Here is an 18420-nt window from a genome sequence, read left to right on the forward strand (position 1 = left end):
ACAGTCGGTCCCCCCCCCCCCGGGCGGCGCCCCCCCCCCGGCGTCTGCCCGCCCACGGCGCCCCGCGCCGGCGGGCGCCCCCCACGCCCCACACCCCCCCCCGCGGATCTGGTCCAGCGTCGGGCCGTTGACCTCGAAGACGTCCGGTCCGGAGTCGGTCAGCAGCGCGGCGGCGGTCTGCCGGTCGTAGTCGCCGGGCCGCCACTGGACGGTGACGTGCGCCTTCTTGTACGCGTCGGCATAGCGCCTCACGGCCCGTTCGGCGCCGGGCTCACCGTACTGGTGGTACCACTGGCTGATCCCGGGCCCCGAACCGCCGCCGTCCCGCCCGGTGTGGGAGCCGCAGGCGGCCAGCAGGCCGGTGAGCGCGAGCCCCCCGGAGGCGGCCAGCAGCCCCCTTCTGCCGATGCCTGTGCCGGTGCCCGTCATGGCCTCGCCCCCTGCGTCCGCTGCTCGGTGCCTGCTGACGGTGACCGACGATCACCGCGTGGTGCCCGACCACTGTGCCGTACGCGCGTGACCACCGCATGGCAACTGGACGAATCCGGACGGTGAGCGGTGAGGTGACGGCCCGTCCGGGGCGCCCCGGGGTGCGCGGCGGGGGCGCCCGGGGCGCGCCGCACGCCCCGCGCGCCCCGGGGACGGCGGGTGCTACGTGCCGCTTGCGGGGCGGGCGCCGATGACGACCGTGGCGGCCCGTTCCTCGCAGCGTTCCGTACGGGCATCCAGGCCGCTGCCGGTCAGGGCGCGGAGGGCCGCCGGTGCCTGCCGTTCGCTGGTCTCGCTCAGCACGCTGCCGCCGGGCGCGAGCCACCGCGGGGCCGCCTCGGCGACCCGGCGCAGCACATCGAGGCCGTCGGCGCCGCCGTCCAGCGCCACCCGCGGTTCGTGGTCCCGCGCCTCCGGCGGCAGCAGCCCGACCTCCTGGGTCGGGACGTACGGGACGTTGGCCAGCAGGACGTCGATCCGGCCGCGCAACTCCTGGGGGAGCGCGGCGAAGAGGTCGCCCTCATGGACCCGGCCGCCCGCCGTGGCGACATTGACGCGGGCGCAGCGCACCGCCGACGGGTCGATGTCGGCGGCGTGCAGCTCGACCGGCCCGGCAGCGGCGGCCAGGGCCGCGCCCAGCGCGCCCGAGCCGCAGCACAGGTCGACGACGACCGCGCCGGGGCGGGTGCGCCGGGCGGCCCGGCGGACGAGGAACTCGCTGCGTCGCCGGGGGACGAAGACACCCGGCCCGACGCGCATCCGGTGGCCACAGAACTCGGCCCAGCCCAGGACGTGTTCGAGGGGCAGGCCGTCCATGCGGCGCCGCGCCATGGCGGCGAGTTCGGCGGGCGTACGGGCGGCGGCGAGGAGCAGTTCCGCCTCGTCCTCGGCGAAGACGCATCCGGCGGCGCGCAGGCGCGCGACGAGGCCGGGAGAGGACGGCGGTACAGAGGAGGGGGCGGCGGGGTGACGCGCGGGCATGAGGGCCTTTCGGGGAGCCGAAAAGGGCGCCCTCCGGTCACCTCTGCCTGGTGAACCGCGCGGTGTCGGGGCGAGAGCACCCACCTGGTACAGCGGTGATGGGTCCCACCTCCTCGTCTCGTCCACTGCGAATGCGCCGTCACTCTACCCCGGGGGGGCGCGCGACGGGGACCCGCGCGCCGGTCGCGGCCCGGGGCGCGGCGGGCTCCGGGATCAGGCCGGTGCGGGCCCCGGCTCAGGCCGGTTTCCGGCCGCCGCGCGCCGTGAAGTCGTAGCGCACCCCGGTGAGTTCCTCCGACGCCTCCCAGAGGCGGGCGGCGGCCGCGTCATCGCGCGCCCAGGGGGCGCGGGGGGAGGGGGCCGGGGCGCCGCGGAGCAGGGCGCGGGGGCCGACGAAGGTGTCCGGCTCCATGCGCGGGGCGGTGGCGGCGCACAGGACGGGCAGCGCGCCGCCCTCCGGGCTCTGCCCGATGAGGCGGTTGCCCAGCTCCATCAGGCGCTCCGTGGACCGGCGGCCCTCCATACGGGGCGCTGTGGTCAGCAGGTTGGTGGCGGCGTACCCCGGATGCGCGGCGGCCGCGACGACGGGGGAGCCGGCCGCCGCCAGCCGCCGCGCCAGCTCGTGGACGAAGAGGAGGTTGGCGCTCTTGGAACGGGCGTAGGCACGCCAACGCCGGTAAGGACGCGTGCTGTTGAGGTCGTCCGGGTCGATCCCGGCGAGGACGTGGAGAAAGCTGGAGACGGTCACGACGCGGGCGCCCGGGGTGGCAAGCAGCCGGGGCAGCAGAAGGCCGGTGAGGGCGAAGTGGCCCAGGTGGTTGATGCCGAACTGCCGCTCGAAGCCGTCGACGGTGGTGCCGCGGGGCAGCGCCATCACGCCCGCGTTGTTGATGAGCAGGTCGAGGCGGACGCCGTCGAAGCTGTCGAGCCCGGCGGCGAAGTCGCGGACGGACGCGAGGTCCGCCAGGTCCAGACGGCGGAACTCCGCCTCGGCGGCGGGCACCTCGCGCCGCAGCTCGGCGAGGGCCGCCTCACCGCGCGCCACATTGCGGCAGGCCAGCACCACCCGGGCGCCGCGCCGGGCGAGCTCCCGCGCGGTGGCGTAGCCGATACCGCTGTTGGCGCCCGTGACGACGGCGCAGCGGCCCGTCTGGTCCGGGATGTTGCTGGGGTTCCACCGGGGCACTGCGCCTCCTCCGTCGGGGACACATCAGCGTACGCCCGGGGCGCACGGAACCGGACGGGCGCGGGGGCCGCACCCGGGGCGCTCAGGGCGATGCGAGGGTGATCTCCCGCTCGATACGGTCCCGGGCCTCCCCGAAGCCGCCCCGGGGCCGGCCCCCGGGAGCGCCCCGCTACGGCTCCCGCACCCGTACCGCGTACACCGGTACCGCCACCCCCGGATCGTCCAGGCAGGCCCCGCTGGCGAGGTCGAAACGCTGCTTGAGCAGCGGTGAGGCGACGTACGGGCGGCCCGCCGCCGAACCGGTCAGGCCGCGGGAGAGGACCTGCGCGCCGGTGAACGGGTCGCGGTTGCCGATCGCGTACACCGCTCCCGACCGGTCGCGGAAGAGCGCTGCCTGGCCGCCGTCGGGCAGCAGCGCGGCGGCCCCGCGCCCGGGGGTGAGCGCGGTGAGCGCACAGACCGGGAACCAGCCGTCGGGCCCGTACACCTCGATGACGCCCGCCGTCGCGCCCGGGGCGCCCGCGGCGGACCGCACGCCGGGCGCGCACCCCGAGCCCGCCGCACCCGTGGTGGCCCTCGCGTCCATGGAAGTCATCGTGCAAAGGTCCCTTCCGGTGTGCGTACGGGCAGGTCCGGCCCGGCCAGCAGGGGCAGGTCGGGCTTGATCTGGTCGCGTTCGGGGACGAAGCGGACCGACGGGTCCGGTGCGTCCGGCGCGTTGACGAAGGAGGCGAAGCGGGCCAGCCGCTCCGGGTCGGCGAGGGTGAGCGCCCACTCGTCCCGGTAGCCGTCGACATGCGCCGCCATCAGGGACTCCAGCTCCGCGCAGAGCCCCAGGGAGTCGTGCACCACCACGTCCCGTACGTGGCCGAGACCGCCCTCGATCCGCTCCAGCCACGCCGCGGTGCGCTCCAGCCGGTCGGCGGTGCGGATGTAGAACATCAGGAACCGGTCGATGATCCGCACCAGTTCGGCGTCCGACAGGTCCTGCGCCAGCAGATCGGCATGGCGGGGCGTGGCACCGCCGTTGCCGCCCACGTAGAGGTTCCAGCCGCCCGCGGTGGCGATGACGCCGAAGTCCTTGCCGCGCGCCTCCGCGCACTCGCGGGCGCACCCGGAGACCGCCGATTTCAGCTTGTGCGGCGCGCGCAGCCCCCGGTAGCGCAGCTCCAGCGCGATCGCCATCCGTACGGAGTCCTGCACGCCGTAGCGGCACCACGTCCGCCCCACGCAGGACTTCACCGTCCGCAGCGCCTTGCCGTACGCGTGCCCCGACTCGAAACCGGCAGCCGCCAGCCGCGCCCAGATCCGCGGCAGCTGCTCCACACGGGCGCCCAGCAGATCGATCCGCTGCCCGCCGGTGATCTTCGTGTAGAGCCCGAACTCGCGGGCCACCTCCCCGATGACGATCAGCTTCTCCGGGGTGATCTCGCCGCCGGGGATCCGCGGCACGACCGAGTACGAGCCGTTGCGCTGGAGGTTCGCCAGATGGTGGTCGTTGGTGTCCTGAAGGGCGGCCTGCTCGCCGTCGAGGACGTACCCGTCGGCGCCGACCGTGGGCGCCAGCGACGCGATGACCGAACCGATCACCGGCTTGCAGATCTCGCACCCCTCACCGCCCCGCGCCCGCGGCCGTCCGTACGACTCCAGCAGCGCGGCGTACGACGGCGACCGCAGCGTCCGGACGATCTCGTACAGCTCCGCGCGGGTGTGCGGGAAGCAGCCGCACAGCCCGGTGTCGACGACGGCGCCCGACGCGGCCAGCTCGTCGTGGACGACGGCGGTCAGCGTCCGGACACAACTGCCGCACCCGGTGCCGGCCTTGGTGCACTTCTTCACCTCGGGCACGGAGGTGCAGGAGTGCGTGGTGACGGCCGCGCGGACCGTGCCCTTGGTGATGTGGTGGCAGCTGCACAGCACCGCGTCGTCGGGCAGCGCCCCCGGGCCGAGCGCGGCGCCACCCGCCCCGGCGGGCACCACCAGCTCCTCGGGCGCCACCGGGGGCACCGAACCGGTCAGCGGGCGCAGCATGCCGTACGCCTCGGCGTCGCCGACCAGCACGCCGCCCAGCAACTCCCCGCCCGCGCCCACCACCAGCTTCTTGTAGATCCCGGCGCGGGCGTCCGCGTAGACGACGTCCAGGCTGCCCTCCGTGGTGCCGTGCGCGTCGCCGAACGACGCCACGTCCACCCCGAGCAGCTTCAGCTTGGTGGACAGGTCCGCCCCGGTGAACGCCGGTGCGTCCTGCCCGGCTATCGCCGCCGCGGCGGTGCGGGCCATCTCGTACCCCGGCGCCACCAGGCCGTACACCCGGCCGTCGGCGGCCCGCGCGCACTCGCCGATCGCGTAGACCGCCGGGTCGTCGGTGCGGCACCGGGCGTCGACGACGACCCCGCCGCGCTCCCCGACCGGCAGCCCGCACGCGCGCGCCAGCTGATCGCGCGGCCGCACCCCCGCCGAGAACACCACGAGGTCCGCCGGTATCCGGCTGCCGTCCGACAGCTCCAGCGCGGTGACCGCGCCGGACGCGTCCGTGACGATCTCCTTCCCGGCGACCCCGGTGTGCACCCGCAGCCCCTGCCCTTCGACCGTACGGCCCAGGGCGCGCCCGCCGCCCTCGTCCACCTGGAGGGACATCAGCCGGGGGCCGAACTCCACGATGTGGGTGCGCAGTCCGAGTCCCTTCAGCGCACCGGCCGCCTCCAGGCCCAGCAGCCCGCCGCCGATCACCGCACCGGTGCGGGATCTGCCCGCGTACTCCTCGATGGCGAGCAGATCCTCGACGGTGCGGTAGACGAAGCACCCCGCGCCGTCCCGCCCGGGCACCGGCGGCACGAACGGGTACGAGCCGGTGGCCAGTGCGAGGGTGTCGTAGCGGACGGTGCGGCCGGAGCGGGCGGTGACGGTGCGGGTCCGCCGGTCGATCGCCGTCGCCGGGTCGCCCAGGCGGAGTTCGATGCCGTGGCGGGTGAGGAAGTCCGGGTCGGTGAGGGAGAGTTCCTCGGGGCTGCGGCCGGCGAAGTACGAAGTCAGCTGGACGCGGTCGTACGCGGGCCGGGGCTCCTCGCCCAGCACCACGATCCGGGTCCGCCCGGTGACGCCCCGGTCCGCCAACTCCTCCAGGAACCGCTGGCCGACCATGCCGTGCCCGATGAGCACGAGGGCCGGGCGGTGCGCCGGGGGCGCTGCGGCAGAGGGGCGGGCGGTGGCTGGGGCCATGTCGGTGCCTCCATCACGGGGGAACGGCGCAGCGGGGGGAGCGGGCGTCGTTCAGCGTCCGCCGCCGCTGTTACCCGTAGGGGTCCTGCCTGTTTCCCGTACGGAACGCTGCGCTCAGCGGGCGGGAGGTGGGGGTGTGAGGGGGCGGCGGGACCAGAACGGCGGGCGTGCGCGGGGCGTCGAGGCCGTGGCCGGCAACGTCGGTGGCGGGGCGGCGCGTTCGTAAGATCGCACGGTGCCCGCTGACATATCCCTCACCGTCCTGTCCCTGCTCTGCCTGGCGGCGCTCGCCGCGGGCTGGATCGATGCCGTCGTGGGCGGCGGCGGGCTGCTGCTGCTCCCCGCACTGCTGGTCGGTCTGCCGCACACGCCCGTCGTCCAGGTCCTGGGCACCAACAAGTCCACGGCCGTTGTCGGCACCACCGCCGCCGCCGTGACCTACGTCCGCAAGACGCCCGTCGACGTGCGGGCGGCGCTGCGGATCGGGCTCGCCGCCCTCGCCGGATCGCTCGGGGGTGCCTTCTTCGCCGCCGGGATCAACAGCGCGGTGCTCCGCCCGCTGATCATGGTGATCCTCCTCGGCGTGCTCGCGTTCGTCCTCCTCCGCCCGGCCTTCGGGACCGCACCCGCGCCGTCCGGCCCGGTCACCCGGCGCCGGGTGCTGGCGGCGATACTCCTGGTGGGCCTCGGCATCGGCTTCTACGACGGGCTGATCGGGCCCGGCACCGGGGCGTTCCTGATCGTCGCGCTCTCCGCCGTGCTCCGCATGGACCTGGTGGCCGCCTCCGCCACCGCCAAGATCGTCAACGTGTGCACCAACGTGGGCGCGCTCACGGTCTTCACCCTCCAAGGCGCCGTCCTGTGGCAACTCGGCGCGGTGCTCGCCCTGTTCAACCTCATCGGTGGCATGGTGGGCGCTCGCATGGCGCTCAAGCGGGGCGCCGGATTCGTCCGCGGGGTGCTGGTGGTCGTGGTCGTCGGGCTGCTCTGCAAGTTGGCGTACGACCAGTGGTACGGGGCCTGAGCCGCTGCGTCCCGCGCGCCCCGGGCTCCTCACCCCTGGGCCGTCGCCGACCCCGCCGGGGCGGGGTGAGGCGTCTCCGGTACGGCGGTGACGGCGGTGAGCAGGACCGCGGAGTCCTCGACGGCGTGCAGGGCGTGGCGTTCCTGGGGGATGCGGGCGATCTGCCCGGCGACCAGTTCGCGGTTGCCGCCGGGAGCGGTGAGCCGGACCCGGCCGCGCAGCACCTCCAGGCTGGCCGCGGGCGGCGCGTTGTGCTCCTCCAGCGCGCGGCCCGCCAGCAGCGCGATCACGGTCTGGCGCAGCGGTCCGTCGTGCAGGAACAGATGGGCGCTGCGGCCGTGCGCCGAGGCGCGGGCGTCGTCGAGCCGATCGCGGACGAGGGCCTTGAGGTCGTTGACGTCGTTGTCCATGCCGTGCCCTGCCCTTTCCGCCGCCGCCCTCGGCCTTCCGGCCACCCGGGCGTCCGGCCGTCCCGCTTCCGGCCTCCCCGTCCGCCCGTCACCGGGCCGACCCGGTCGTTGCGACTGCCGGATACGCCGGATACGCCGGGTGCCGCGGCCCACGGGCCCCGGGGCGGGCGGTGTGCGGTCCCTCCCGTTCCATCCTGGCTGCTGGTACGCGGGGCGCAAGCCGGGCCGACGGGGACGAGGTGGGCGGGTCGGGCGGATCGGGCGGGGGAGACGCAGTCGGGGGCGCGCGTTCGCGAGCACATGCCCCGGGCCGCACTCCGGCCGGTGCCCCGCTCCCGCCCGGTGCCGCCGTCCTGGTCCACCATGATCGTCCGCGTCCGTACCATGCCGTCCGGAGATCAACTCGGCCTCTCCGCCCAGGAATCGTCCCGCCATGAACCGTTCCGACCGGGAACCGTCCTGGCCCGGGACGCCCGACCCGAAAAGGTGCGCATCCGTGACCGACCCGTACGACCCCCCGGAACCCGCCGAGGGTCCGGCCCGCTGTCTGACCGTGCTGACGACCACCGACGACGAGGCGAAGGCGCAGGAGCTGGCGCGCGGTGCGATTGCGGCGCGGGTGGCGGCGTGCGCGCAGGTCAGCGCCCCGGTGACGTCCGTCTACCGCTGGGCGGGCACCGTGGAGACCAGCCGCGAGGTGCAGGTGCTGTTCAAGACCACCGAAGCCCGCTACGACGCGTTGGAGGCCCATATCAGGGCGGCGCACGACTACGACACCCCCGAGATCATCGCGACGCCCGTGGTGCGCGGCTCGGCGGACTATCTGGACTGGATCGTGAAGGAGACCCGCTGACATGCGACGACACGGCAGGAAGCACCGTGGGAAAGCGGTGGTGGCCGCGCTCGGCGCGGGCCTCGGCCTGGCCGCCTGGCTGACCACGGCAACGGTCGGCCACGCCGGAACCGCCGGCTCCGACAACCGCCCTCGGGGGCACGCGGCACCCGGCGCCCCCGAGGGCGGCGACCCCTCTGCGCCCCCGGGGCCGTCCGCCACCGGCGACGGCCACACCCCCCGGATCACCATCACCTCCGCCGCCGCCTCCTGGACGACCGAGGCGGCCGCCGACTTCTGGACGCCCGCCAAGATGGCCGCGGCGTTCCCCCGCAGGACCGCGCCGGGCGGCCCGGAGGTGATGACCTCGTCCGTCACCCCGGCCGCGGCGTCCGTGCCCACCGCCCGGCACATCGACGGCATCCCGTCCGTCGGGGTCCTCTTCTCCGTCGACAAGGACGCCCGCGCGCACTACTGCACCGCGAGCGTGGTCACCAGCCCGCGCCGCAACCTCCTGCTCACCGCGGGCCACTGCAATCCTGGTACGCACGCCGCGTTCGTTCCGAAGTACCGCTCCGGGGCGACCACCCAGCCGTACGGGCTGTGGGCGATCACCAAGTCGTTCACGTATCCGGGGCACGGCACCACGGGCGACGCCTCCGACCTGGACTTCGCGTTCGCCACCGTCGCCCCCGACCGGCGCGGCCGCTCCGTCGAATCGCTCACCGGGGGCAACACCCTCACCCCGACCCCTGGTTACACCCACGACAACGTCACCGTCATCGGTTACCCGAGCGTCCGCAACGACCCCCAGGACCGCGCCGTACGCTGCGAAACCAGCACCCGGCGGCTCGACGGATACCGCCAGCTCCGCATGGAATGCAACGGGTTCCACGGCGGCACCTCGGGCAGCCCCTGGCTGACCCACTTCGACGAGCGGACCGGGACCGGCCGCGTCATCGGCAACATCGGCGGCCTCAACGGCGGCGGCCCCAGCGGCCCCCACGCCGACCGCACCTCCTACAGCCCCTATTACGGCGCGGACATCCTCATGCTCTACCTTCGGGCGATCAGCGGGTGAGCAAGGGGCTCCGGGGGCACCTGGCCGGGTGTCCGTCCGTGGGACGGTTGCACGGCCGCGTGCCCCGGGGCTGCGGTCCGGCCGGGGGCACCGGCAGCGACGCAGGGCGGCCCGGCGCCTTGCGATCGACCGCACGGGACACCGCTCCTTCTCCCGAGGACTATGGATCCCCAGGCCGTAACCTGGGCGAATCCGCCGACCGACCACCGATCCGTACCGCAGAACAGGTGTGACCGTGCCTTCCTCCCCGCCCGCCGCCCCCGCCCCGCTCCCCAAGGCCGAACTGCATCTGCACATCGAGGGCACCCTGGAGCCCGAGCTGGCCTTCGCCCTCGCCGAGCGGAACGGCGTCACCCTGCCGTACGCCTCCCGCGACGAGCTGCGCCGCGCCTACTCCTTCACCGACCTGCAGTCCTTCCTGAACCTCTACTACGCGCTGATGGCCGTCCTGCGCACCGAGGACGACTTCCACGACCTCGCCGACGCCTACCTCGCCCGCGCCCGCGCCCAGGGCGTCCGGCACGCCGAGATCTTCTTCGACCCGCAGGCCCACACCGCCCGCGGCGTCCCCCTCGCCACCGTGATCAACGGCCTGGCCCGGGCGCTCGACGCCGCCCCGGAGCGGCACGGCATCACCACCCGCCTGATCATGTGCTTCCTGCGCGACGAGAGCGCCGAATCGGCCCTCGCCACCTTCGAGGCGGCCCGCCCGCACCTCGACCGCATCGCCGCCGTCGGCCTCGACTCGGCCGAGGTCGGCCACCCGCCGTCGAAGTTCCGCGAGGTCTACGAACTGGCCCGCGAGGCGGGGCTCAAGTGCGTCGCCCACGCCGGTGAGGAGGGCCCGCCCGCGTACGTCTGGGAGGCGCTGGACATCCTCGGCGTGGACCGCATCGACCACGGCGTGCGCAGCATGGAGGACGAGCGGCTGGTGGCCCGCCTCGCCGCCGAACAGGTGCCGCTGACCGTCTGCCCGCTCTCCAACGTCCGGCTGCGCGTCATCGACGACCTCGCCGACCACCCGCTGCCCGCCATGCTCGACGCCGGACTGCTGGTCACCGTCAACTCCGACGACCCCGCCTACTTCGGCGGCTACGCCGACGACAACTTCACCGCCGTACGCGACGCCCTCCACCTGGACGACGCGACCCTCCGCACCCTGGCCCGCAACTCGTTCCGCGCGGCCTTCCTGGACGAGGCGACCCGCGAGGAGTACCTCAAGGAGCTCGACGCGCACCAGGGCTAGGGGGTGCCGGCCTCCAGGCCATGGGCCTGGGGGCCGGCACGTGCGGGGCCTGGGGGCCGGGCCGGTGCCCGGTGCGGGGCCGGATCGCGTACCCGGCCGCGGCGGGGCCCCGGACCCGGTCGGGCCGCCCCCACCCTCGTCGCCGTAGCCCACGGCAGCCGCGACCCGCGCGCCCTGCCCGTCGTCCGCGCGCTGCTGGCGCGGGTCCGGGCGTGTCGGAGGCGGAAGTTCTGCCGGAGGTGGAGGTGCTGCCGGAGGCGGTGCTTCCGTTCGGGACTCCACCGGGGCGGCTACCGTCGCAGTATGACGGGCATTCCTGCACACACCGGCCGTACCGGCCACGAGGACAGCGACGGACCGGCCGAGGCGCACCCGGGCCGCGAGGCACCGGCCGGTCCGCCGTCCGCCATCCCCGGCTACGCCCCGGCGGACGCCGACCGCTGGGTCACCGAACCGGACAAACGCCCCGGCCGCACCGCCTTCCAGCGCGACCGGGCGCGCGTCCTGCACTCCGCGGCCCTGCGCCGCCTCGCCGGGAAGACGCAGGTCGTCACGCCCGGGACCCGCACCCACCTCTGGGACGCCAGCCCCCGCACCCGCCTCACCCACTCCCTGGAGTGCGCTCAGGTGGGACGCGAACTGGGCGCCGCCCTCGGCTGCGACCCCGATCTCGTCGAGACCGCCTGCCTGGCCCACGACCTCGGCCACCCGCCCTTCGGGCACAACGGCGAGCAGGCCCTCAACGAGGTCGCCGCGCCCTGCGGCGGCTTCGAGGGCAACGCCCAGTCGCTCCGCCTCCTCGCCCGCCTGGAACCCAAACGTTTCCGCACCACCGCCGACGGCGCCCCCGTCAGCGTCGGCCTCAACCTCACCCGCGCTGCCCTGGACGCCGCGACCAAATACCCCTGGCCCCGGGGCGGCCACCCCACCGACCCCGGCTCGCCCAAATTCGGCGTCTACGCGGACGACCTGCCGGTCTTCGCCTGGTTCCGCCAGGGCGCCCCCGCCGCCGCCCGCAGCTTCGAGGCCCAGGTCATGGACTGGTCCGACGACGTCGCCTACTCCGTCCACGACGTCGAGGACGGCCTGCACGCCGGGCACCTCGACCCCAACCTCCTGCTCGCCGACGCCGAACGCGCCGAGATCTTCGCCGTCGCCGCCCGCCGCTACGCCCCCGGCGCCGGGCCCGCCGAACTGGCCGCCGCCCTCGACCGCCTCCTCGACCAGGAGTGGTGGCCGCACGGCTACGACGGCTCCGCCCTCGCCCAGGCCCGCCTCAAGGACGCCACCAGCCAGCTCATCGGCCGCTTCTGCACCGCCGCCGAGGCCGCCACCCGCGCCGCGTACGGCACCGGCCGCCTCACCCGGTACGGCGCCTCCCTCGTCGTCCCGGAGGAGACCCGGCTGGAGTGCGCCGTCCTCAAAGCCGTCGCCGACCGCTACGTCATGCAGCGCCCCGACCAGGAGGCGCTCCGCGCCGACCAGCGCGTCGTCCTCGCCGAACTCGCCGAGGCCCTGCTGTGCCGCGCCCCCGACGGCCTCGACCCGCAGTTCCGGTCGCTTTTCGACGAAGCCGGCGCCACCGCCGGCGACACCGCCCGGATGCGCGTCGTCATCGATCAGATCGCCGCCCTCACCGACGCCTCGGCCCGCAGCCTCCACGCCCGGCTCACCCGCGCCCCCGGGACGCCCTGACCGCGCCACCCGGGACGCGCCGCACCGGACCGGACCCTTCCGTCCGCCCCCGCGGTGCGGGAGGCTCGGACGGCGCGCGGCCAGCCGCATCCGGGGCGCGTGCACCACGCGGGTGTCGCCGGGCGCGACACCCGCACCGGTGCCCGGCCGCGAAACACGGTAACGAGGACGGAGAACGGGGGAGCGTACACGGGGGACCGAACAGCGGGGGAACGATCGGCGACGTGCACGGCCGCGGAAGCGGACGTACGGCACCGACAACGAGGAGGAAGCAAGTGGTCGAAGCACACCAGACGTTCGTCATCGTCGGGGGTGGCCTGGCCGGGGCGAAAGCCGCCGAGACCCTCCGTGCGGAGGGCTTCACCGGACGGGTGATCCTCATCTGCGACGAGCGCGACCACCCGTACGAACGCCCGCCGCTGTCCAAGGGATACCTGCTCGGCAAGGAGGAGCGCGACAGCGTCTTCGTCCACGAACCCGCCTGGTACGCGGGCGCCGACATCGAACTGCACCTCGGCCAGCCCGCCGTCCACCTGGACCCGGACGCCCGGACCGTACGCCTCGGCGACGGCACCCTCATCGTCTACGACAAGCTGCTGCTGGCCACCGGCGCCGAACCGCGCCGCCTCGACATCCCCGGCACCGGCCTCGCGGGCGTTCACCACCTGCGCCGCCTCGCCCACGCCGAGCGGCTGCGCGGCGTCCTCACCTCCCTGGGCCGCGACAACGGCCACCTCGTCATCGCCGGGGCCGGGTGGATCGGCCTCGAAGTCGCCGCCGCGGCCCGCTCGTACGGCGCCGAGGTGACCGTCGTCGAGACCGCGCCGACGCCGCTGCACACCGTCCTCGGCCCCGAGCTGGGCGGCCTCTTCACCGACCTGCACCGCGAACGTGGCGTCCGCTTCCACTTCGGCGCCCGCCTCACCGAGATCGTCGGCCAGGACGGCATGGTGCTCGCCGCCCGCACCGACGACGGCGAGGAGCACCCCGCCCACGCCGTCCTCGCCGCCATCGGCGCCGCGCCCCGTACCTCCCTCGCCGAACAGGCCGGACTGGCCCTCGCCGACCGCTCCGCCGGCGGCGGCATCGCCGTCGACGCGGCCCTGCGCACCTCCGACCCGCACGTCTACGCCGCGGGCGACGTCGCCGCCGCCGACCATCCGCTGCTGGACACCCGCATCCGCGTCGAGCACTGGGCCAACGCCCTCAACGGCGGCCCCGCCGCGGCCCGCGCCATGCTCGGCCAGGACGTCGCCTACGACCGCGTCCCGTACTTCTTCTCCGACCAGTACGACGTCGGCATGGAGTACTCCGGCTACGCCCCGCCCGGCTCGTACGACCAGGTCGTCTGCCGTGGTGACGTCGCCAAGCGCGAGTTCATCGCCTTCTGGCTGTCCGAGGGGCGGCTGCTCGCCGGGATGAACGTCAACGTCTGGGACGTCACCGAGCCGATCCAGCAACTCATCCGCTCCGGGCACCCGTTGGACCCCGCCGCCCTGGCCGATCCCGAGGTTCCGCTGGAGAGCCTGCTCCCGTAGCGTGCCGATATGAGCGCCAGCATCTCCCGCCCCAGTGGCCCCACGCCGCCTGCCGGCCCCGCCGCGGCCGTCACCCTCGACTCCGTCCGTGACGCCGCGGCCCGGCTGGCGGGCGTCGCGCACCGCACCCCGGTGCTGCGCTCGCGCACCCTGGACGCGCTGGTGGGCGCCGAGGTCCACCTCAAGTGCGAGTCCTTCCAGCGCGTCGGCGCGTTCAAGTTCCGCGGCGCCTACAACGCCATCGCCCGCCTCACCCCCGAGCAGCGGCGCCGCGGCGTCGCCGCCTACTCCTCCGGCAACCACGCCCAGGCCGTCGCCCTCGCCGCCCGCGAACTGGGCACCACCGCCGTCATCCTCATGCCCGAGGACGCCCCGCGCTCCAAGCGCGAGGCCACCGCGGGCTACGGCGCCGAGATCGTCACGTACGACCGTTACACCGGCGACCGCACCGCCCTCGGCCGCGCACTGGCCGAGGAGCGCGGGCTGGCCCTCATCCCGCCCTACGACCACCCGGACGTCATCGCGGGCCAGGGCACCACCGCCCTGGAGCTGATCGAGGAGACCGGGCCGCTGGGCGCGCTGCTCACCCCCGTCGGCGGGGGCGGCCTGATGGCGGGCTGCGCCACCGCCGCCACCGCCCTCGTCCCCGGTATCCGCATGATCGGCGTGGAGCCGGAGACCGGCGACGACACCGCGCGCTCGCTCGCCGCCGGGGAGCGCGTCGCCGTCCCCGTGCCGCGGACCATCGCCGACGGACAGGCCGTCGAGATCCCCGGCGAACTGCCCTTCGCGATCAACCGCCGGCTCCTCGACTCCGTCGTGCTCGTCACGGACGACGAGATCCGCGCCGCCATGCGGTTCGCCTTCGAACGCCTCAAGATCGTCACCGAGCCCAGCGGTGCCTGCGCCCTCGCCGCCCTGCTCAGCGGCCGTATCGCCGCGCTCCCGCCGCGCGTCGGCGTGGTCGTCTCGGGCGGCAACATCGCCCTCGACCGCTTCCTGGAGGTGATGGGCACGGCCCCGGACGCCCTCTGACGCGGCGGCCCGGACGGGACTGTCGGCGCCCGGCCGTAGAATTCACGCGTGGCAGGCAGGATCAACGATGACGACGTGAAGGCGGTACGGGACGCGGTCCCGATCGACGCCGTCGTGTCCGAATACCTCCAGCTCCGCAACGCCGGAGGGGGCAACCTCAAGGGCCTGTGCCCGTTCCACGACGAGAAGTCCCCGTCCTTCCACGTCAGCACGGCCAAGGGGCTCTACCACTGCTTCGGCTGCCAGGAGGGCGGCGACACCGTCGACTTCATCATGAAGATCGACCACCTCTCCTTCGCCGAGACCATCGAACGCCTCGCCGCCCAGGCGGGCATCACCCTGCGCTACGAGGAGGGCGGCTACACCCCTGGCCGCCAGCAGGGCGAACGCACCCGCCTGGTCGAGGCCCACAAGGCCGCGGCCGGCTACTACATCGAGCAGCTCGACTCGCCCGAGGCCGAGATCGGCCGCCGCTTTCTCGCCGAGCGCGGCTTCGACCAGGCCGCCGCCCAGCACTTCGGCGTCGGCTACAGCCCCGCCGGGTGGGACCACCTCACCCGCTTCCTGCGCGGCCGCGGCTTCACCGACAAGGAGCTGATCCTCTCCGGTCTCTCCCAGGACGGCCGCCGCGGCCCCATCGACCGCTTCCGCGGCCGCCTGATGTGGCCGATCCGCGACATCTCCGGCGAGGTCGTCGGCTTCGGCGCCCGCAAGCTCCGCGACGACGACAACGGCCCCAAGTACCTCAACACCCCCGAGACCCCGATCTACAAGAAGGGCCAGGTCCTGTACGGCATCGACCTGGCCAAGAAGGAGATCGCCAAGTCCTCCCGCGCGGTCGTCGTCGAGGGGTACACGGACGTCATGGCCTGCCATCTCGCCGGGGTCACCACCGCCATCGCCACGTGCGGTACCGCCTTCGGCGGCGACCACATCAAGATCCTCCGCAGACTCCTGATGGACAACGGCTCGGCCCGGGTGATCTTCACCTTCGACGGCGACGCGGCGGGCCAGAAGGCCGCCCTGCGCGCCTTCGAGGACGACCAGAAGTTCGCCGCCGAGACCTACATCGCCATCGCCCCCGACGGCATGGACCCCTGCGATCTGCGCCTTGCCAAGGGCGACACGGCCGTCGCTGACCTGGCCGAACCCCGCACCCCGCTCTTCGAGTTCGCCCTCCGCCAGATCGTGAGCCGCTACGCGCTGGAGACCCCTGCGGGCCGCGCCGCCGCCCTCGACGAGGCGGCGCCCGTCGTGGCCCGCATCAAGAACAGCGGCGCGCAGCACGAAGTGGCCGTCCAGCTGGCCGGGATGCTCGGCATCCTCGACACCCAGTTCGTGGTCCGCCGCGTCGGCCAGCTCGCTCGCTGGGCCCGCGAGCGCGGCCGCGACGGCGGCGCCGACCAGCCTCGCAGAGCCCCCCGTGGCCAGGCCCCGGGGCCCGAGGCGCCCGTCCCCGGCCTGCGCGGCCCCGCGCTCAACCTCCGCAGCCCCGCCCACCGCGTCGAGCGCGAACTCCTCAAGCTCGCCCTCCAACGCCCCGAGCTGGTCTCCCCGGCCTTCGACGCGTACGGCGTCGACGAGTTCACCGCCCCGCCGTATGCCGTGGTCCACCGCTGCATCGAGGACGCCGGGGGCGCCGCGGCGCACGACGACGGCTACGTCCAGCGGGTCCGCGAGGCCGCGCCCGACGACACCGTCCGCGCCATGGTCACCGAGCTGATCGTCGAGCCGCTGCACACCCGCCGCGACCCGGACGCGGCATACGCGGGCGTCCAGCTCGTCGCCGTCCGCCTCGCCGCCGTCAACCAGCGCATCACCGAGATCCGCGGCACCCTCCAGCGCCTCGGCCCCCGCGCCGACCCGGACCACCTCTCCGCCGTCCAGAACGAACTCTGGGTCCTCCAGCAGTACGGCCAGTCCCTGCGCGAACAGGGGTACGCGGCGCTGTAGGCGGGGCGGGCCGGGCGCGGGCCCCGTTCATGCCGCCCGGCCGCGGGGCCTGCCCCGGCCCCGGCTCCCGTTCCGGCTGCCCCGGCTCCCGTTCCGGCTGCCCGGCCTCGGGCCCGGCTGCCCGGCCTCGGGCCCGGCTGCCCGGCCTCGGGCCCGGCTCCCCGGCTGCCCGGCCTCGGGCCCGGCTCCCCGTTCCGGCCGCCCGGCCCCGGGACAGCGCCACTGCGGCAGCCCGGCTCCGCCCCGTCGACCCCAGGAACACCCCCGCGTCCCGCACACCCGATCGCCGCGCTCCGCCCGACGCCCCGGCGTAGCCGGACGGTCACGGAACGAACTCAGAAAGTGCCCGCACGCCCCTCGTGGCCGCCCTGTGTCGTACTCCACACTGAGAAGCGGTGCGCGAGCCCGCCGCGCTCCATCCGCTCCCGCGCACCCGCTTCCCGCCCGCGGCCCCTCGCGGTACGACGGCCGGCCCGCCGCCGCTCCCGGACTCTGCCGCCCGCGTAGCGAACCCCCTGGAGGTCGCCCCCGTGCAGAGCCAGATCCTCCCCGGGGCGCCCGGCGCCCCGCAGGCCGCGACCGGGAAGACCCTGCCGCAGGGAGAGGAGACCCCGGCCCGCGGCCCGGTCGGCCACCGCCCGGCCCCCGGCGCGTTCCGCGTCCCCGTGCAGCCCGCCGGCCGCGCCCGCACCGCCCCGCCGGACGCCGGACACCTCCCGGAGGAGTCGCCGGCCGTCCCCGGCGAGGAGGCGGACGGCGCCCCCGAGGACGAGGCGGACAGCGTCCCCGGCCCGCCGCTGCGCTCCGAGGCGGCGGGCCCGTCCGCCGACCTCTTCCGCCAGTACCTCCGCGAGATCGGCCGCATCCCGCTGCTCACCGCCGCCGACGAGGTCGACCTCGCGCGCCGCGTCGAGGCCGGGCTCTTCGCCGAGGAGAAACTGGCCCGCACCCCGGACCTCGGCTCCCAACTCGCCGGTGATCTCGACACCTTGGTGGTCCGCGGCCGGATGGCCAAACGCCGTCTGATCGAGGCCAACCTCCGCCTCGTCGTCTCCGTCGCCAAGCGCTACCTCGGCCGCGGCCTGACCATGCTCGACCTCGTCCAGGAGGGCAATCTCGGCCTGATCCGCGCCGTCGAGAAGTTCGACTACGCCCGCGGCTTCAAGTTCTCCACCTACGCCACCTGGTGGATCCGCCAGGCGATGTCCCGCGCCCTCGCCGACCAGGCCCGCACCATCCGCGTTCCGGTGCACGTCGTCGAACTGATCAACCGCGTGGTCCGCACCCAGCGCCGCATCCTCCAGGAGACCGGCAGCGAACCGTCCCACGGCGAGGTCGCCGTCCACCTCGGCCTCACCACCGAACGCGTCGAGGAGGTCCTGCGCCTCGCCCAGGAACCGGTCTCGCTGCACGCCCCCGTGGGCGAGGAGGACGACGTCTCCTTCGGCGATCTCATCGAGGACGGCGACGCCCCCTCACCCGCCGAATCCGCCGCCTTCCTCCTGCTCCGCGAACACCTCGACGCCGTCCTGTCCACCCTCGGCGAACGCGAACGCCGCGTCGTCCAGCTCCGCTACGGACTAGCCGACGGCCGCCCCCGCACCCTGGAGGAGATCGGCCGCCTCTTCGGCGTCACCCGCGAACGCATACGCCAGATCGAGTCCAAAACCCTAGGCAAGCTCCGCGACCACGCCTACGCCGACCAGCTCCGCGGCTACCTCGACTGACGCC

General features: G+C 74.8%; 14 protein-coding genes and 1 pseudogene. 9 read left to right on the forward strand and 6 right to left on the reverse strand.

Annotated elements, in window-relative coordinates; translation table 11 throughout:
- From ACFWWQ_RS03820 to nirB, 5 genes and pseudogenes are all read right to left on the reverse strand, one after another.
- Positions 1-429 (reverse strand): annotated as a pseudogene (locus ACFWWQ_RS03820) (hypothetical protein); the annotation flags it as partial.
- Between the two features lie 222 nt (positions 430-651).
- Positions 652-1470 carry a putative protein N(5)-glutamine methyltransferase gene (locus ACFWWQ_RS03825; RefSeq protein WP_384589565.1) on the reverse strand — a complete coding sequence of 273 codons (819 nt, stop codon included), beginning with the start codon at positions 1468-1470 and terminating at the stop codon, positions 652-654.
- A gap of 235 nt (positions 1471-1705) precedes the next feature.
- Positions 1706-2656, reverse strand: coding sequence for an oxidoreductase (locus ACFWWQ_RS03830; protein ID WP_384589568.1), 951 nt, complete (start codon positions 2654-2656; stop codon positions 1706-1708).
- A gap of 169 nt (positions 2657-2825) precedes the next feature.
- Positions 2826-3242 (reverse strand): nitrite reductase small subunit NirD, encoded by a 417-nt coding sequence (gene nirD / locus ACFWWQ_RS03835; RefSeq protein ID WP_384589571.1) that lies wholly within the window; start codon positions 3240-3242, stop codon positions 2826-2828.
- 5 nt (positions 3243-3247) lie between these two features.
- Positions 3248-5875, reverse strand: a complete 2628-nt coding sequence (gene nirB / locus ACFWWQ_RS03840; RefSeq protein ID WP_384589575.1) for a nitrite reductase large subunit NirB — start codon at positions 5873-5875, stop codon at positions 3248-3250.
- Between the two features lie 235 nt (positions 5876-6110).
- Here nirB and ACFWWQ_RS03845 point away from each other — a divergent pair, with 235 nt between their 5' ends.
- A complete protein-coding gene (locus ACFWWQ_RS03845; protein ID WP_384589578.1) occupies positions 6111-6899 on the forward strand; it encodes a sulfite exporter TauE/SafE family protein in 789 nt (262 codons plus the stop codon).
- Positions 6900-6928: 29 nt separating this feature from the next.
- Here the strand turns inward: ACFWWQ_RS03845 and ACFWWQ_RS03850 are convergent, their stop codons facing one another.
- Positions 6929-7309, reverse strand: coding sequence for a cupin (locus ACFWWQ_RS03850; protein WP_384589581.1), 381 nt, complete (start codon positions 7307-7309; stop codon positions 6929-6931).
- Between the two features lie 496 nt (positions 7310-7805).
- Between ACFWWQ_RS03850 and cutA the strand changes: the two genes are divergently transcribed.
- From cutA to ACFWWQ_RS03890, 8 genes are all read left to right on the forward strand, one after another.
- Positions 7806-8162 (forward strand): divalent-cation tolerance protein CutA, encoded by a 357-nt coding sequence (cutA, locus tag ACFWWQ_RS03855; RefSeq protein WP_384589584.1) that lies wholly within the window; start codon positions 7806-7808, stop codon positions 8160-8162.
- Between the two features lies 1 nt (position 8163).
- The gene (locus ACFWWQ_RS03860; protein WP_384589587.1) at positions 8164-9222 is read left to right on the forward strand and encodes a hypothetical protein; all 1059 of its coding nucleotides are present in this window, start codon (positions 8164-8166) and stop codon (positions 9220-9222) included.
- Between the two features lie 235 nt (positions 9223-9457).
- Positions 9458-10468 carry an adenosine deaminase gene (locus tag ACFWWQ_RS03865; RefSeq protein WP_384589590.1) on the forward strand — a complete coding sequence of 337 codons (1011 nt, stop codon included), beginning with the start codon at positions 9458-9460 and terminating at the stop codon, positions 10466-10468.
- Positions 10469-10771: 303 nt separating this feature from the next.
- Positions 10772-12163 carry a deoxyguanosinetriphosphate triphosphohydrolase gene (locus tag ACFWWQ_RS03870; RefSeq protein ID WP_384589593.1) on the forward strand — a complete coding sequence of 464 codons (1392 nt, stop codon included), beginning with the start codon at positions 10772-10774 and terminating at the stop codon, positions 12161-12163.
- Between the two features lie 275 nt (positions 12164-12438).
- Positions 12439-13701 (forward strand): NAD(P)/FAD-dependent oxidoreductase, encoded by a 1263-nt coding sequence (locus tag ACFWWQ_RS03875; RefSeq protein WP_384589596.1) that lies wholly within the window; start codon positions 12439-12441, stop codon positions 13699-13701.
- Positions 13702-13710: 9 nt separating this feature from the next.
- Complete coding sequence (locus tag ACFWWQ_RS03880; protein WP_384589599.1) at positions 13711-14736, forward strand: pyridoxal-phosphate dependent enzyme; 1026 nt, start codon at positions 13711-13713, stop codon at positions 14734-14736.
- A gap of 48 nt (positions 14737-14784) precedes the next feature.
- Positions 14785-16689, forward strand: coding sequence for a DNA primase (gene dnaG, locus ACFWWQ_RS03885; RefSeq protein ID WP_384589602.1), 1905 nt, complete (start codon positions 14785-14787; stop codon positions 16687-16689).
- Between the two features lie 395 nt (positions 16690-17084).
- Complete coding sequence (locus ACFWWQ_RS03890; protein ID WP_384589605.1) at positions 17085-18416, forward strand: RNA polymerase sigma factor; 1332 nt, start codon at positions 17085-17087, stop codon at positions 18414-18416.
- Positions 18417-18420: the final 4 nt, after the last annotated feature.

Source organism: Streptomyces sp. NPDC059080 (assembly GCF_042739975.1).
Classification (GTDB): domain Bacteria; phylum Actinomycetota; class Actinomycetes; order Streptomycetales; family Streptomycetaceae; genus Streptomyces; species Streptomyces benahoarensis.

What these genes read in the sequence shown, in the direction of transcription:
- ACFWWQ_RS03825 (WP_384589565.1), bottom strand. Translation starts at nt 1,470, where the DNA reads ATGCCCGCGCGTCACCCCGCCGCCCCCTCCTCTGTACCGCCGTCCTCT.
- ACFWWQ_RS03880 (WP_384589599.1), top strand. Translation starts at nt 13,711, where the DNA reads ATGAGCGCCAGCATCTCCCGCCCCAGTGGCCCCACGCCGCCTGCCGGC.
- nirD (WP_384589571.1), bottom strand. Translation starts at nt 3,242, where the DNA reads ATGGACGCGAGGGCCACCACGGGTGCGGCGGGCTCGGGGTGCGCGCCC.
- ACFWWQ_RS03860 (WP_384589587.1), top strand. Translation starts at nt 8,164, where the DNA reads ATGCGACGACACGGCAGGAAGCACCGTGGGAAAGCGGTGGTGGCCGCG.
- ACFWWQ_RS03850 (WP_384589581.1), bottom strand. Translation starts at nt 7,309, where the DNA reads ATGGACAACGACGTCAACGACCTCAAGGCCCTCGTCCGCGATCGGCTC.
- nirB (WP_384589575.1), bottom strand. Translation starts at nt 5,875, where the DNA reads ATGGCCCCAGCCACCGCCCGCCCCTCTGCCGCAGCGCCCCCGGCGCAC.
- ACFWWQ_RS03870 (WP_384589593.1), top strand. Translation starts at nt 10,772, where the DNA reads ATGACGGGCATTCCTGCACACACCGGCCGTACCGGCCACGAGGACAGC.